Genomic DNA, 14145 nt, shown 5'->3' on the forward strand with positions numbered 1-14145 from the left:
CTCGGAGTAGTCATGGATGTGAAGGTCCTCAGGAGTCAATGGGATCGGTCCGCCGCCATCGTGTGCACGCTGGCGGGTGCGATCTGTCTTCTCGCCGGGTACGCGGGTGTCGCGGATTCGCAGTACCTCGCCGAGCAGACGCGCTACATCGTCTCGGGCGGGATCGGCGGAATCTTCCTGCTCGGCGTCGGGGCGACCTTGTGGATCTCCGCCGATCTGCGCGACGAGTGGCGCAAGCTGGACCGGATCGAGCGCGCGCTCGGCGACGGCGTGCTGAAGTGGTCGGACGAGTCCGTCAACGGTGCGTCCCACGGAACGCCGCCGGCCTCTGTGGACATCACGACCGAGCAGGCGGGATTGGCTCACGCGGCCAACTCGCGTCACCATGCGTAGCCAGCAGCTGGGGCATCCCGATCGGCGACGGGCCCTCATGCCCGTTGGCTCAGCGGACATGGCGTCGCCATCTCCGTGGACGTCCCAGATGTACCTCGGCTACGCCGTGCTGGCCGGGCTCGGCGCGGCGCTGTTCCTCACGGGCACGGGGATGGTCAGTAGCGAAACCGTCTACGACGACCAGGTTCCTGGCATTGACCTCGCCATCCTCGGCGCCGTTCTGGCCAACGCGGCCGGGGTGCTTCTGCTGCTCGCGGGTCGCCGTTCCGTGACGGCACGTCGGATCGCTGTGCTCGGAGCTGTACCGACTACCCAGGAGCGGACCGCCGTTGTCGCGGCTCCCGCGAGCTCTGTCCTACTGACCGGGGGAGAAGGCTTGGCTCACTTCCATCGGGCGGACTGCGCGATGGCGGCGGGCCGTGACTGGCCGGCTCTGGACCGGTCGGCGCACGAGCGCGCCGGCCGAACGGCATGCGGGGTGTGCAGGCCATGAACGAATTCCTGAACTACCTGGTCCCCGGGATCGCGGACGGCTCGGTTTACGCCCTGGCGGCACTCGGGCTGGTCCTGACCTACAAGACCTCTGGAGTGTTCAACTTCGCGCACGGCGCCTTGGCGGCCACGGGCGGCTACGTGTTCTACGAGGGCTACGTCGAGCAGTCCTGGCCCTGGCCGCTGGCCTTTCTGATCTCCTTGCTGGTGGTCGGCGTGCTCGGGGGTCTACTCCTGGAGCGTCTGGCAACGCTGCTGTCCTCGGCTCCGACCGTCACCACGGTCGTAGCCACCGTCGGTCTGCTCGTGCTGCTCCAGTCCTTGATGACGGCGATCTACGGCGCATCGGACAAGAAGAGCGGCGACTTCCTTCCGACCAACGGACCTCGAGTCGGGGACGTCACCATCTCCTACGGCGACATGATGATCACGGGGTTCTGCCTCGCCACGTCACTCGCACTGTTCGCCTTCTTCGGCCGGACGCGGATGGGGCGGGCGATGACTGCGGTCGTCGACGACCCGGACCTGTTGGCACTGCAGAAGTCCAACCCGTCGGCGGTCCGTCGGCTGTCCTGGGTGCTCGGCGCGTGCTTCGCGTCGATCTCCGGCATGCTCCTGGCGCCGAAGCTGGGTGTGTCGGTCAACGTGCTGGTGCTGATCGTCATCGCGGCGTACGGCGCGGCAGCGCTGGGTCTGTTCGAGAACCTGCCGCTCACGGTGGCGGGTGCCTTCGTGATCGGCATCCTGGTCAACTACCTGCCTTCGCTGACGCAGCAGACGGACTCCCTGTTCCTGAAGTCGATGCCGCGCAACGTGCCTTTCATCGTGCTGCTGCTGGTGTTCCTGCTCGTGCCGTCGCGGAAGCTGACGGAGCGTGGGGTGCGCAACGCCCGGCGTCTCAAGACACCGAAGGCGTTCCCGGTGCCCGTCACTGCGACCGGCCTGGGGGCGCTGCTGCTGGTGCTGATCGCGGTCCCGCACCTGGTTGCCGACACCGACGTGACCGTCTACAGCGGCTTCATGGCCTACGCGATCATCTTCTTGTCCCTCGGGATGCTGCTTTACATGTCCGGAATGATCTCGCTGTGTCACCTGGGCTTCGCCGCAATCGGCGCGACGGTCTCGGCCAAGTTGATGACGCTCGGATTCTTCGGGTGGATGCCGCTGGTCGGTGACAAGACGGTGTCCTGGCCCGTCGCTGTCCTGCTGGGCGGTCTGGTGGCGGTCCCGTTCGGGGCGGTGGTGGCCATACCGGCGATCCGCCTGGCGGGCATCTACGTCGCGGTCGCCACCTTCGGCTTCGGCATCCTGTTGCAGCAGGCGTTCTACTTCGCACCGGTCATGTTCGACCGCGCCGCGCTCGTGCAACATCCCCGGCCGGGTGAGGACTTCATCGTCCCGCCGACGCAGAAGCGGACGGAGGCCGTGGAAGGAACCGCGGCGTCGTTGTTCGGGATCGACTTCAGCGACGAGAAGAACTACTACTACCTCGCCCTTACGGTCTTCGTGCTCATGGCAGCGATCGTTCTGCTGCTCCTGCGGAGCCGGCTGGGAACGCTGCTCCGGGCGATGGCGGACTCGCCGGTGGCACTGGATGCCCACGGCGCCAACACCAACGTCATGCGCATCGCGGTGTTCTGCCTGTCGGCCTTCATGGCCGGCGTCGGCGGTGGCGTGCTGGCGGGGGTCACCCAGTCGGCCAGCGGAAACCCTGGCGGGACGTTCGATTACACGGTCTCGCTGATCTTCGTCGCGATCCTCGGATTCTGCGGTCGGCGACCGATCCTCTCGCCGCTGCTGGCGGCGTTCGCGTACCAGGTCATCAAGATCTATCCGCCGTTCGACAACCCGACGATGATCGACTATCGCGGCGTCATTTTCGGGGGTCTGGCGATTTTCGTCGCGGTCGCCCCGGCGCTCAATCTCGGCTCGCTGCTGGGCCGGCGCGGGATCGAACGCACGCCGGAGGGCGGGGGCGGTGGTGGTAGCCCCGTGCGGGAGCGGTTGAACCCGACCCCCGTGCGACCGGTCACCATCCGCATACCGGAGCTCGAGCCCGCCCTCGTCGGGAGCGGTGCGGCTCGGACGAAGGGACACGAGGCATGAGCCGGCAGACCTCGGGCGTGGACCTGGACGTCAAGAACGTCACCGTCCGGTTCGGTGGCATCACGGCGGTGAACGACGCGACGCTGTACGCGAAGGGCGGCCAGATCACCGGCCTCATCGGCCCGAACGGGGCCGGGAAGACGACCTTCTTCAACGCGTGCACCGGTTGGAACCAGCCGCAGACCGGGACGGTGCGCCTGGGGAACCAGGACCTCCACGGTCACCGGTCCTCGCACCGGGCGCACCACGGACTCGGACGGACCTTCCAGCGGATGGAACTCTTCGAGAGTCTGACGGTCCGGGAGAACGTGCGGACCGGCCCGGCCGCCTTCTACTCGAGCTTCCGGCCACTGGGTCTCCTCTACTCCAACCGGAAGGAGACCAGACAGATCCGTCAGCGCGCGGACCAGGCGATGGAGCACTGCAGCATCACGCACCTCCGCGACAAGATCGTGGGCGATCTGTCGACCGGCCAACGCCGCTTGGTGGAGTTGGCTCGGGCAATCGCTACGCCGTTCAAGTTCCTGCTGCTCGACGAGCCGTCCTCAGGCCTGGACGTCCAGGAGACCCACGCCTTCGGTGCGGTGCTCACGAACTGGGTCCGCGAGACCGGGAACGGGATTCTCATCGTCGAGCACGACATGGCATTGGTCTCGGAGATCTGCCAGCAGATCTACGTGCTCGACTTCGGCAAGATCATCTACCAGGGCACTACCAAGGAAGCCCTGAGCAGCGACCTGGTGAAGGCCGCCTACCTCGGGGAGGTCTCCGTTGCTTGAGCTGAGGAACATCACGGCCGGCTACGACAACGGCACGGTGTTGCTGGACGTCAGCCTGACGGTTCCCGATCGCGCCACCGTCGCGCTGTTGGGTCCGAACGGCGCCGGCAAGACCACTCTGCTGCGGGTGGCCTCGGGGCTGCTCAAGCCCTACTCCGGCCAGATTCTGATCAATGGTCAGGACGTGACGGGGGACCCCGCCTTCAAGGTCTCGCGGAAGGGCATCATCCACGTGCCGGAGGGGCGAGGAATCTTTCCGTCCCTGACGGTGAGCGACAACATCCTCTTGCAGTCTCCGGCCGGACAGTTCAAGAAGGGGTTCAGAACGGCGACGAGCACGTTCCCGCGCCTGCAGGAGCGCGCTCGGCAGATCGCCCGCACGTTGAGCGGCGGCGAGCAGCAGATGCTCGCGCTCTCCCACGCGTACGTCAGCGATCCCCAGGTCGTTCTGCTGGACGAGGTTTCGATGGGCCTGGCGCCCAAGATCGTTGAAGAAATATTCGACTACTTGGCCGATCTCGGGAGGCAGGGCGTCGCCCAGTTGCTCGTCGAGCAGTACGTGGGCCAAGCGCTGAGGATGGCCGACTACGTCTACATCCTCGACCGTGGACGCATCAGCTTCGCCGGTGAGCCCGGCGAGATCTCGGAGGAGACAATCATGAACAGCTACCTCGGGTCGTTGGCATCGTGAGGGCGCCCCGATGGGCTCTCGCCCTTACCGTTCTCGGGACCGCCGGCACCGCGGCCGTGGTGGTCGGTCTCCCGGGGTCAGCATCCGCCGACGACACCCGATTCAATCTCGAAGCGCGCGGCGACGCGTTCTACTTCGAGGTCAACGGGGACGAGATCCCGGCCTCTCCGAAGAACGACGCGGGCTCACTGACCGCCTCGGCCGAGACCACCAATTCGGGCGGCAGCAAGGGCTTTGCCGGGTCGCCGTACTTCGGCAACACCGTCCAGACGCTGCCCGGCACCATCAACGGTGTGCCCAACCAGTTCGGTGCTGCGGAACTGCAGATACCGTTCGCCGTGATGCCCGGGTACGTGCAGACGGCATCCTCGGGCACTCCGGAGGCCGAGGGGGAGTTCGGGTACGGTCGGGTGAAGTCCGCCAGTACGACGACGTCATCCACGTCCTCCGCCTCCTACGGCGCGCCCGCGGAGATCGCTGCTCCGAACCAGCAGCAGACGGCCAACGCTGCCACTGCGGTTCAGGGCAACGCGGTTTCGGCCGTCGCGTCCGGCAGCTCGTCCGGCTTCGTGTCCGGCCCGCTGGAAGTCGGCAATTCGACCGCGATCGCGTCCATCACCCAGACCGTGAACAAGCCGGCGCTGATCGAGGCCAAGACCTTCGGGCGGTTCTCTGTCAACGGTCAGGAGTTCGGGTTCGACCAGAACGGATTCCGCTACGCCGGCCAGGGTCAGGACAGCAAGGAGGCCATCGCCCAGGCCAACAGTGCGCTCAAAGCAGCGGGCATTCAGATCGACCTGGCTCCGGTGATCACCGACAAGGACGAGACCGGGAAGACCACCTACACGATCGGTGGTCTGCTGGTCACCACGACGCAGACCAGTCCGAGCGGGTCGGGCGGCTCGTTCCAGGTCACCTACATCCTCGGGCGGGCCAAGGTCGGCGCGGCGATCGCCAAGCTGGGCTTCGGCTCCTCCGGCGGCAGCACCTCGGCGGGGGTGGGCAACAGCACCAGCGCTGACACCAGCACAGACGGGAGCGCGGCGGGGGCCACGACGGATTCGGCGGCCTTCGGCTTCGACCCCGCCGCTCTGCCCGCCGATCTCGCGGCGTCCGCTGCCGCGGTCCCGACCGAGCTCGCCGTCATCACCGACACAGGCGCCGTTGCTCCGGTGGTCGGCGACACGCAACTGGCGTACGCGGACACCGTGAAGTCGCTCGGTTTCGCGCCGCGGCCCGGCCAGACCGGGAACGGTTCCGAGTTGCTCTACGGGATGCTGATCCTGGCAGGCGTCGGAGTCCTCGGAGGGCACTTCCTCTTCAGCCGGTTCGCTGTCGCGGTCAAGGGGGCCTGACCGCTCGAACCGCTTGGCCGGGGCCGTCTTCCGAAGTTCGGAAGGCGGCCCTTTTCGGCCGAGGTTCAGCGGACGGCGCGCACCCGCTTGACGTTCTTGGCGAGCAGCGCCAGAGCCTGCTTGAGGTTCGGGTCGCCGCCGTCGTAGCGGGCGGGGCCGACGTTAAGTTGGGTCTGGCCGACGAGGGCGTTGAGGTCGTAACCGACGATCAGGAATGCGATGTCCTCGTGGGTGACGATGAACTCGTATGCGTACCCGAAGGCGACGTCCGCGCCGGGGACGGCGATCTTGATCGCCTTCACCTTGATGCGCTGCACGACTCCGCCGTCCCGCTCGACCGAGGTGGTCATGGCCCTCTTCAGGCACCGCGGGGCCTTCTCGGACTGCGCGAGCTTCGCGTCCGCCCTGGCGGCTTTGACGGTCGCGATCACTGTGGCGCCGGAGTCGATGGTGTACGCGCCCTTCGACAGCGTCGGCCCGTCCTTGCTCAGCACCTCCTTCGGCGCCTTGCCGCCGAGGCACTTGTAGAGCGCCTTCTCGATGCCGCCGTCCGCGGGGTCGGCGACGTACTTCTCCGCGGTGAAGCCCTTGACGTCGGTCTTCTTCACGACGCCCGCGTTGACGATCTTGCGCGCCTTCGTCTTGGAGATCCCGGTCGCCTCCGCCGCGGTCGGTGCCGCCTCCGCCGCGGCCGGAATCAGGAACGCGGCGAGCACCACGCCCGTCGTGAACAGGGTGGGTGTACGCATGGCAGCTCCTCGTCGTCGCGGTGAGAGCGCCAGACTTTCGCTCCGCCACGATCGGCGCAAGAGGCTCTTGCGTCCGACGATGTGGCTGCTATTGCGACCACATCTTCGGACGTCAGCCTGCAGTGGAGATGGCATCCCCACTGCAGGGGTCAGCCGGCGCCGCGGAGGTAGGTGAGGACGGCGGAGACGCGGCGGTCGGAGTCGGGGTCGAGGTCGAGCTTGGCGAAGATGTTGCCGACGTGCTTGCGGACCGCGGCCTCGCTGACGAAGAGCTGGGAGGCGATGGTCGGGTTGGTGTATCCCTCGGCCATCAGGCCCAGGACCTCGCGCTCCCGGTCGGTCAGCGCGGCGAGGGGGCCGTCGTCGCGGCGGCGGGCGAGCAGGTGCCGGACGACGTCGGGATCGACGACGGTCCCGCCGGCGGCGACGCGGTCGAGGCTGTCGAGGAACTCGCGGACGTGCCCGACCCGGTCCTTGAGGAGATAGCCCATGCCGGCGTGACCGCTCTGCGCGGTGGAGTCGAGCAGGTCGCCGACGTAAGCCTCGGCGATGTACGCGCTCAGCAGCAGGATCGCGATCCTCGGGTGCTGCGCGCGGATCGTGACCGCCGCGCGCAGGCCCTCGTCGGTGTGCGTCGGCGGCATCCGGATGTCGGTGACCACGACGTCCGGCTGCAGGCGCTCGGTGAAGGCCAGCAGCGCGTCGGCGTCCGGCACCGCCGCGACGACCTCGTGCCCCGCGGCGGTGAGGATGCCGACCAGACCCTCGCGCAGCAGCGCCACGTCCTCAGCGAGCACGATGCGCAGCGACTGACGGTCCGTCATGCCGGGCATGTCATCCTCACGGTCGTCGGTCCGCCGGGCGGGCTGCTGACCTCCAGCGTGCCGTCGATCGCCTCGACGCGTGCAGCCAGGCCCGCCAGGCCGGTGCCGCGGGCCGGGTCCGCGCCGCCGCGGCCGTCGTCGACGACCGTCACCGTCAGTTCGCCGTCGACGACCCACGCGTGCACCTGCACCGACTGCGCTTCGGCGTGCCGGGCGACGTTCGTCAGCGCCTCGCTGACGAGGAAGTAGGCGGCCGTCTCGATCGGCGCCGACAGCCGGCCGGACAGGTGCAGGTCGGTGCGGACCGGGACGGCGCAGCGGTCCGCGAGCTCGGCGATCGCGGCGGCGAGCCCGTGGTCGGTGAGCACCTGCGGATGGATGCCGCGGACCGTCGCGCGCAGGTCCTCCAGCGCCTCCTCGGCGAGGCGGTGCGCCTTCTGCACCTGCGCGAGCGCCGGCCCCTGGACGAGGGAGAGTTCCGCCTGCCCGAGCGCCATCGTCAGCGCGACCAGGCGTTGCTGCGCGCCGTCGTGGAGGTCGCGCTCGATGCGCCGGCGCTCGGCCTCGAACGCGTCGACCAGCCCGGCCCGCGAGCGCCGCAACCGGTCGACGGCCTCGACCAACCGGGCCTCCGGCGGGTCGAGCAGCTGCCGGGTCAGGGCCGCCTGCCCGCTCGCGAGTGCGGTGACCAGGTAGGCCGCCCCGACCGCGGCGAGCACCCCGACCCCGACCGCCGGCCAGGCCTCGGCGCCGGAGTCGATCCGCCAGCCGGCGACCTCGACCGCGTCCATCTCCACCAGCGCGGGCGCGAGGACCAGCACCACCGGCACGGTCAGCGCGAACGTCAGCACGACGGCGTCGACGACCCACAGCACCGTCGCCAGCAGCGCCGCGTAGCCGATCTCGGGCCAGGCGACCGGCAGCGTCCGCCACGTCCGGACCCGCTCACGCAGGGAGGCGGCGCGCGCCGGTACCGACGGAAGGACCAGCCGCAACCGGGCGCGCTCGAGCTCGCCCACGACCGTCGTCACCAGCGGCACGTTGGCGAGCAGCAGCAGGCCGATCACCAGGACGGCGGTCAGCACACCGAGACCCACGACGACCCCGAGGACCACGAGCGTCAGCACGCCGATCGGGACGGTCGAGAGCAGGTAGCCCAACGAGCGCCACGGCCACACCGAGGTCAGGAACGCCGTCGGCCGGCCGCGGACGGCAGTCCAGGCGTCGGGGGAGCGGGGCACTGATCGAGCGTAGAAGCGAACGCGCCTGTTCGCGGTAGCGCACGCGCTACCTCGATCGTGGCGCGCAGGCCCGTGTGTGCGCCCGCGAGGACGAGTGCACTGGATTCATGCCGCTTCCGACCTTCGCCCGCACCGCCGCTGCCCACCACGCCGACAGCCTCGACGGGCCGGCCGTCGCGCTCGACGCCGTCACCCGCGTCTACCGCTCCCGCGCCGGGAGCGTCGAGGCGCTGCGCGGGGTCACGCACGCGTTCGCCCCCGGGACGTTCACGGCGATCATGGGCCCGTCCGGCTCCGGGAAGTCGACGTTGCTCCAGATCGCCGCCGGGCTCGACGCCCCGACCCGCGGGCGGGTCAGCATCGCCGGGACCGACCTCGGTCGCCTCGACGCGACGGCCCTGACGAAGTTCCGCCGCACCGCGATGGGTTTCGTCTTCCAGTCCTACAACCTGCTCGACGCGCTGACAGCGTTCGACAACGTCGCGCTCCCGGCGCGGCTCGCGGGGCAGCCGGTCGATCGCGGGGCCGTTCTGAACGCGCTCGACCGCGTCGGCCTCCGTGACCTGGCCAAGCGCCGCCCGCCGGAGCTGTCGGGGGGTCAGCAGCAGCGCGTCGCGATCGCCCGGGCGCTGCACACGCGGCCCGCCGTCCTGTTCGCCGACGAGCCGACCGGCGCGCTGGACCGCACCACCGGCCGTGACGTCCTCGCCCTCTTGCGGAACCTGGTCGACGACGGCCAGACCGTCGTCATGGTCACCCACGACCCGCTCGCGGCGTCCTACGCCGACCAGACGCTCTTCCTCGCCGACGGCCGCATCGTCGGGCACCTGCGGGACGCCGACGCGGACACCATCGCCCGCCGCATGAACGAGCTGGAGCGGGCATGACCGCCACCGCGCTGCGGCTGGTCACCGGTCCGCTGACCGGCCCGATGAGCCGGCTCTCCCGGCAGACCGTCCGCGTCTCGTGGCCCGCGTACCTCGGGGCGTTCGTCGCGCTCGTCAGCGGCATCGTGCTGATCGCGACCACGGTCAACCTGCTCGCCTCGGTCGACGCGACGCTGTCCCGCCTCGGCCCCGCGGCCACCGAGGACCAGCGCCGTGAACTCGACGACCTCACCTCGATGCTCGGCATCATGTCGGCGATCTCGCTGTTTCTGGCGGTCTTCGTCGTCGGCTCGACGTTCGGGTTCGTCGTCGCCACGCGCCGCCGGGAGCTCGGGCTGCTGCGGCTCGTCGGCGCGACCGGGCGTCAGGTGCGCCGGCTCGTGCTGGGGGAGTCGCTCGCCGTCGCGGTCGCCGCGTCCCTGACGGGGTGTCTGATCGCGACGCCGCTCGCCGGGCCGGCGCTGGCCCTCGTACGGCACATCGGGCTGGCCGATCAGCACCTCGTGGCGCCCTCGCCCTGGCTCGCGTGGTCGATCGCGGCGCCGACGGGGATGGCCGTCGCCCTGCTCGGGGCGTGGCGGTCCTCGCGACGGGCGGCGAAGGTCCCGCCGACGGCCGCCTTGCGCGAGGCGGTGATCGAACGCGGCCGGCCCAGTCTCGCGCAGTGGATCGTCGGGAGCCTCTGCCTCGGGGGCGTCGTCGCCACCGCCGTCGTCGCGGTGATCTACGCCGACCGCACGGGCCCGTTGTTCGCGTTGATCGCCGCGGTGCTGCTGCCGGAGTTCGTCGTGATCGGGCTGATGTGCTTCGGTCCGTTCCTGATCCCGCGCGTCGCCGGGCTGGTGGCACGGCCGTTCGTGGCGCGTGACGTCGCGGCCCGCATCGCGCGCGACGAACTGCGCGCGGGTGTGCGCACGACGGCCTCGGTGGCCGCGCCGGTGCTCGCCATCTCCGCGATCGCCGGGTCGATGCTCCTCGCGCTCAGCTTCACCGCCGACTGGACCTCCGCGCTCGACCGCGCACACCTTCGCGCCCCGCTCGTCGTCCAGACCGACGGTGACCAGCAGGCCCTGACGCGGGTGCGGGACAACCCGGCGGTCCGCCTCGTCGACCAGCGCCACGTCGTGCCGATCCACGTCGACCTCGACGGGTTCGAGCGCGAGGACGTCGACGCCGTCGACGTCGCGACGGCGACCGTCGCGCGTGGCCTACGTGCCACGAAGGGGAGCATCGACGACCTGCACGGCCGCGCGGTCGCGGTCTCCCGCAGCTGGACCACCGACGCGGGCAAGGGCCTCGGCGGTTCTCTGACGGTCCGTCTGAACGGCGAGGAGCAGCGGCTGCGGATCGTCGCGGTCGTTCCCGACGCCCCCGACCTCTACGGCGACATCCTGCTGCCGGCCGACCTCGTCGCCGACCAGGTCGACGCCACGCCGCCGTCCGAACTGTTCGTGATGCTCCACGACCGGGCCGACGCCGAGGCGGCGCGTGCCGCGCTGGAGCGGGACCTCCCGGGAGCGACCGTGTTCACCGGCGACGAGTGGATCGACGCCGTCACCGCACAGACGCGACGGGCGAACAACCTCGGGCTGACGATCCTGCTCGGGCCGGCGGGGTTCTACGCCGCGATCGCCGTCGTCAACACGACCCTGATCGGCGCGACCCAGCGCCGCCGCCAGGTTCGGACGCTGACCCTGCTCGGCGCGACCCCGGACCAGCTCCGCCGCGCCGCGATCTGGCAGGCCGGGTTCATCACCGCCGCCGGCCTCGTCCTCGGCGGGATCACCGCGGTGGGGCTCGGCCTCCTCGTCCGCCACGCGATCGCCACCGACCTCGTCGGGACCGGTGTCACGGCGGCCGTCACGGTCCCGTGGCTCCCGCTGCTGGGGATCGTCGCGACCTGCGGCCTCCTCGCGACCGCCGCCGCCCTCGCCGGCGCCCGCCACCCCGCCCCCTGAAGATGACATCTCCAACGAGACCGGGGTCCTGCGGTGGAGATGTCATCTTCAACGAGATCGGGGTCCTGCAGTGGAGATGTCATCTCCAACGAGGCCGGGGTCCTGCACTAGAGATGTCATCTCCAGTGCAGGGGCGAGGGGGCTCAGTGGCGGAGGATCGCCGGCCGGGTGAGGAGGGGGTCGGGGTCGTAGGTCGCGGCGAGGCGGGCGAGGGTGAGGGCGGCGAGGAGGAGGCCGAAGTCGCGGAGGGCGACGTCGTAGAAGTCGCCCACCATGAGCAGGTCGACGATGATCCCCAGCAGCCACGCGGCGACGAGGAACGATCCGAAGCGCGGGCGCAGGAACACGACAACGCCCGCGACGATCTCGATCACGCCGACCGCGTACATGAGTTCGGTCGCGTCGCCGGGAAGCCAACGGACGAGGTCGTCGGCGAGGTAGATCTCCCACTCGACGAGGACGTCGAAGAACTTGTCGAGCCCGAAGGCGATCGGGGCGACGGTGAACGCGAGGCGCAGCATCCAGAACGCCTCGAAGCCGGCGTCCCGCTCCGTCGTCAGCCGGCCGCGCGTAAGTGCGGGCCGGCCGCTGGTGGTGGTCATGGAACGTCCTTTCCCGAACACAGTTCTCGGACGGACTTCTTCCGTCAATGAGATTGTGTTTTAGAAAGGTGGCGGTCTTACCCCGAGAACGGCTCCAGCGTCAGGGCCTGCCGGCGCTGATGGACGGTCAGGTAGCGGAGCCCGTCCGGGCCTGCGGTGAACTGGCGTCGCGATCCGCGGGGGAGCCACACCAGCGCGCCCGGCTCCAGGGCGATCGGCCCGCGGTCGGTCCCGAGCTCCCCGGACCCGTCGAGAACGTGCACGAGGACATCGAGCGGTGGACCGTCGTGCGCGTCGATCCCGCCGCCCGGCGGGAGGACGATGACGTTGGAGTCGAGGTCGCGCCGGCTCTCCTGCAGCTTCCAGGCCGCTCCGGCCGTGACCGTCGGCTCCAGTCGTCGCGTGTTGACCAGTACCCGTGGCTCGTCCGCATCCATGCGGGCAAGCTACGCCGCCGACCTGGTCACGGGTCCGCGGGCTCGTCCGGGACCGCGTCGTAGACGACGTGGTCCCCGGCGGGCCGAGCGCCGGTGGTCACGGGATGGGCCACGAGCCGCCCGTCGTGGAACAGGTGCTCGACGGAGATCCCGGACACCAGAACGAGGTGGTCCGCGAGCAGCCGGCGGTGGCAGCGCCACCACACCGACTCCGAGCACATCACCAGGGCCGCGCTCGAACCGGCGAGCTCCAGGAGGTCGCCCACCGCCGCCGAGAACTCCGCCGTCTCCATGTGGTCGGCGTACGCCCGGAACTGCAGGTTGTGCAGCGCGACGTGCGGCGAATCCGGGTCCGGTCGCCGCCGCCCGCCGAGCTCGGCCACCCACCGGTAGTCGATCCCCGCCGCCGGGAGCCACTCCGCCATCCGGTCCCGCCCCACGTGTGGGTGTCGCCGGCTGCCGGGGAACCGTCGGACGTCCACCACGTGGGTGATCCCGGCCTCGCGGAACAGGTCCGTGAGTTCGGCCTGAGTGGCCGTGCCGTGCCCGGCGGTTCGGATCACCGGCCGCCCGGGCCGGCGACGGCACGGCCCGCGGGACTGGCCACCGGGGCGAGGATGCCCGGTGCGAGGAACCGGGTCAGCATCCGCTGGACCTGCGTGCGGTCCGCTCCCGCCGGCCGCACGCAGAGCGAGACGTGGACGAAGGTCAGCCAGGCCACGAGCTCGGCCCGGTCGGTGTCGGCCGGCAGGTCGCCGCGGTCGGCGATGCGGTCGAGGATCGGGGCCCAGTACTCGTGCTGGACCTCCGCGACGCGGTCGGAGCGCTCGATCACCTCGCTCGCGGTGCGGAAGTCCGTGGGGTTCAGCAGGATCTCCACGTAGCTCGACCGGCGCGCCGACGCCAGCAGCTCCAGCTCCGCCTCCACCAGGAGCTCGGGTGACGGCAGGTCCAGATCGAGGCGCCGTCGGGCCCGGGCGTTCACCCGGCGGGCCTCGTCGAAGATCACCTCGGCGATCAGCGCACTCTTGTTGGTGAAGTAGTTGTAGACGGTCTTACGGGAGACGTCAGCCGCGTTGGCGACGTCGTCCATGGTCGTGCGGCGCAGGCCGTAACGGGAGAAGCACGCGACGGCAGCCTTGAAGATACGGCCGCGTTCGGCGGCGAGATCCGGGGTGGTCATCGAACCCCAGCCTAGTCGCGGCGGTCCGGCGGCGAGGGGTTACACAAAACACACTATTTGTGTAACGTGCAGCGTCATGGTCGACGACCCGATCGATACCCGGACCGGCCCCACCACCTTCTGGACGCGCGTGAACGCGGCCGAGGCGCTGCCCGGCGTGATCACGCCGCTGACGTGGACGCTCTACGCCCCCGTCGTGGAACGCAGCATCCGCACCGCCTTCTGGGAGCTCGGCGTGCTGCGTCGCAGCGAGATCACCTGGCCCGCCGATCCGGACGAGCGCTTCATCGGGATCTTCCGTGGCCGCGCGGCGATCAACCTCGACCAGTTCCGGGCGATGGCCGACCGCAGCCCCGGCCAGTCCGGCGACGCCCTCGAGCGCGAGTTCTTCGGCACCGTCCGGCCGGGGATCCAGTCCGCGCCGATGCGCCGGCGCTACCCGGTCGTC

The 14145-nt window shown here is 70.1% G+C and carries 15 protein-coding genes and 1 pseudogene; 9 read left to right on the plus strand and 7 right to left on the minus strand.

Annotated elements, in window-relative coordinates; genetic code table 11:
* Window positions 1-60 precede the first annotated feature (60 nt).
* The 6 genes from ABD401_RS01120 (at window position 61) to ABD401_RS01145 (ending at window position 5816) form a co-directional block, all read left to right on the plus strand.
* Complete coding sequence (locus tag ABD401_RS01120; protein ID WP_344600676.1) at window positions 61-393, plus strand: hypothetical protein; 333 nt, start codon at window positions 61-63, stop codon at window positions 391-393.
* Window positions 394-481: 88 nt separating this feature from the next.
* Window positions 482-886 (plus strand): hypothetical protein, encoded by a 405-nt coding sequence (locus tag ABD401_RS01125; protein WP_344600678.1) that lies wholly within the window; start codon window positions 482-484, stop codon window positions 884-886.
* A complete protein-coding gene (locus tag ABD401_RS01130) occupies window positions 883-2991 on the plus strand; it encodes a branched-chain amino acid ABC transporter permease (protein ID WP_344600680.1) in 2109 nt (702 codons plus the stop codon). The genes ABD401_RS01125 and ABD401_RS01130 overlap by 4 nt, the downstream gene beginning before the upstream one ends.
* Entirely contained in the window at window positions 2988-3770 is a 783-nt protein-coding gene (locus tag ABD401_RS01135) for an ABC transporter ATP-binding protein (RefSeq protein WP_344600682.1), read from the plus strand. Before ABD401_RS01130 ends, ABD401_RS01135 begins: the two co-directional genes overlap by 4 nt.
* On the plus strand, window positions 3763-4461 hold the full coding sequence (locus tag ABD401_RS01140) for an ABC transporter ATP-binding protein (RefSeq protein ID WP_344600684.1): 699 nt from the start codon (window positions 3763-3765) through the stop codon (window positions 4459-4461). The genes ABD401_RS01135 and ABD401_RS01140 overlap by 8 nt, the downstream gene beginning before the upstream one ends.
* The gene (locus ABD401_RS01145) at window positions 4458-5816 is read left to right on the plus strand and encodes a hypothetical protein (protein ID WP_344600686.1); all 1359 of its coding nucleotides are present in this window, start codon (window positions 4458-4460) and stop codon (window positions 5814-5816) included. The genes ABD401_RS01140 and ABD401_RS01145 overlap by 4 nt, the downstream gene beginning before the upstream one ends.
* Window positions 5817-5881: 65 nt before the next feature.
* Here the strand turns inward: ABD401_RS01145 and ABD401_RS01150 are convergent, their stop codons facing one another.
* From ABD401_RS01150 to ABD401_RS01160, 3 genes are all read right to left on the minus strand, one after another.
* Window positions 5882-6565 carry a hypothetical protein gene (locus ABD401_RS01150; protein ID WP_344600688.1) on the minus strand — a complete coding sequence of 228 codons (684 nt, stop codon included), beginning with the start codon at window positions 6563-6565 and terminating at the stop codon, window positions 5882-5884.
* Between the two features lie 149 nt (window positions 6566-6714).
* Window positions 6715-7389 carry a LuxR C-terminal-related transcriptional regulator gene (locus ABD401_RS01155; RefSeq protein ID WP_344600690.1) on the minus strand — a complete coding sequence of 225 codons (675 nt, stop codon included), beginning with the start codon at window positions 7387-7389 and terminating at the stop codon, window positions 6715-6717.
* Window positions 7386-8630 carry a sensor histidine kinase gene (locus tag ABD401_RS01160; protein WP_344600692.1) on the minus strand — a complete coding sequence of 415 codons (1245 nt, stop codon included), beginning with the start codon at window positions 8628-8630 and terminating at the stop codon, window positions 7386-7388. The genes ABD401_RS01155 and ABD401_RS01160 overlap by 4 nt, the downstream gene beginning before the upstream one ends.
* Window positions 8631-8737: 107 nt before the next feature.
* Here ABD401_RS01160 and ABD401_RS01165 point away from each other — a divergent pair, with 107 nt between their 5' ends.
* Both ABD401_RS01165 and ABD401_RS01170 read left to right on the plus strand, forming a co-directional pair.
* Complete coding sequence (locus tag ABD401_RS01165; protein ID WP_344600694.1) at window positions 8738-9517, plus strand: ABC transporter ATP-binding protein; 780 nt, start codon at window positions 8738-8740, stop codon at window positions 9515-9517.
* The gene (locus ABD401_RS01170) at window positions 9514-11475 is read left to right on the plus strand and encodes an FtsX-like permease family protein (RefSeq protein WP_344600696.1); all 1962 of its coding nucleotides are present in this window, start codon (window positions 9514-9516) and stop codon (window positions 11473-11475) included. Before ABD401_RS01165 ends, ABD401_RS01170 begins: the two co-directional genes overlap by 4 nt.
* Before the next feature lie 143 nt (window positions 11476-11618).
* Here ABD401_RS01170 and ABD401_RS01175 read toward each other — a convergent pair whose 3' ends face one another.
* From ABD401_RS01175 to ABD401_RS01190, 4 genes are all read right to left on the minus strand, one after another.
* The gene (locus tag ABD401_RS01175; RefSeq protein ID WP_344600698.1) at window positions 11619-12077 is read right to left on the minus strand and encodes a hypothetical protein; all 459 of its coding nucleotides are present in this window, start codon (window positions 12075-12077) and stop codon (window positions 11619-11621) included.
* Window positions 12078-12154: 77 nt separating this feature from the next.
* Window positions 12155-12514: a cupin domain-containing protein gene (locus ABD401_RS01180; protein ID WP_344600700.1), complete on the minus strand. Its 360-nt coding sequence runs from the start codon at window positions 12512-12514 to the stop codon at window positions 12155-12157.
* A gap of 26 nt (window positions 12515-12540) precedes the next feature.
* A complete protein-coding gene (locus ABD401_RS01185; RefSeq protein ID WP_344600702.1) occupies window positions 12541-13077 on the minus strand; it encodes a DUF488 domain-containing protein in 537 nt (178 codons plus the stop codon).
* Window positions 13074-13697, minus strand: a complete 624-nt coding sequence (locus ABD401_RS01190) for a TetR/AcrR family transcriptional regulator (RefSeq protein WP_344600704.1) — start codon at window positions 13695-13697, stop codon at window positions 13074-13076. Before ABD401_RS01190 ends, ABD401_RS01185 begins: the two co-directional genes overlap by 4 nt.
* 76 nt (window positions 13698-13773) lie before the next feature.
* On the opposite strand from ABD401_RS01190, the pseudogene ABD401_RS01195 reads away from it, so the two are divergent.
* Window positions 13774-14145: pseudogene (locus ABD401_RS01195) on the plus strand (PEP-utilizing enzyme); the annotation flags it as partial.

The organism is Sporichthya brevicatena (genome assembly GCF_039525035.1).
Classification (GTDB): domain Bacteria; phylum Actinomycetota; class Actinomycetes; order Sporichthyales; family Sporichthyaceae; genus Sporichthya; species Sporichthya brevicatena.

What these genes read in the sequence shown, in the direction of transcription:
- ABD401_RS01180 (WP_344600700.1), bottom strand. Translation starts at nt 12,514, where the DNA reads ATGGATGCGGACGAGCCACGGGTACTGGTCAACACGCGACGACTGGAG.
- ABD401_RS01125 (WP_344600678.1), top strand. Translation starts at nt 482, where the DNA reads ATGTACCTCGGCTACGCCGTGCTGGCCGGGCTCGGCGCGGCGCTGTTC.
- ABD401_RS01135 (WP_344600682.1), top strand. Translation starts at nt 2,988, where the DNA reads ATGAGCCGGCAGACCTCGGGCGTGGACCTGGACGTCAAGAACGTCACC.
- ABD401_RS01165 (WP_344600694.1), top strand. Translation starts at nt 8,738, where the DNA reads ATGCCGCTTCCGACCTTCGCCCGCACCGCCGCTGCCCACCACGCCGAC.
- ABD401_RS01155 (WP_344600690.1), bottom strand. Translation starts at nt 7,389, where the DNA reads ATGACGGACCGTCAGTCGCTGCGCATCGTGCTCGCTGAGGACGTGGCG.
- ABD401_RS01130 (WP_344600680.1), top strand. Translation starts at nt 883, where the DNA reads ATGAACGAATTCCTGAACTACCTGGTCCCCGGGATCGCGGACGGCTCG.
- ABD401_RS01190 (WP_344600704.1), bottom strand. Translation starts at nt 13,697, where the DNA reads ATGACCACCCCGGATCTCGCCGCCGAACGCGGCCGTATCTTCAAGGCT.
- ABD401_RS01150 (WP_344600688.1), bottom strand. Translation starts at nt 6,565, where the DNA reads ATGCGTACACCCACCCTGTTCACGACGGGCGTGGTGCTCGCCGCGTTC.
- ABD401_RS01170 (WP_344600696.1), top strand. Translation starts at nt 9,514, where the DNA reads ATGACCGCCACCGCGCTGCGGCTGGTCACCGGTCCGCTGACCGGCCCG.
- ABD401_RS01175 (WP_344600698.1), bottom strand. Translation starts at nt 12,077, where the DNA reads ATGACCACCACCAGCGGCCGGCCCGCACTTACGCGCGGCCGGCTGACG.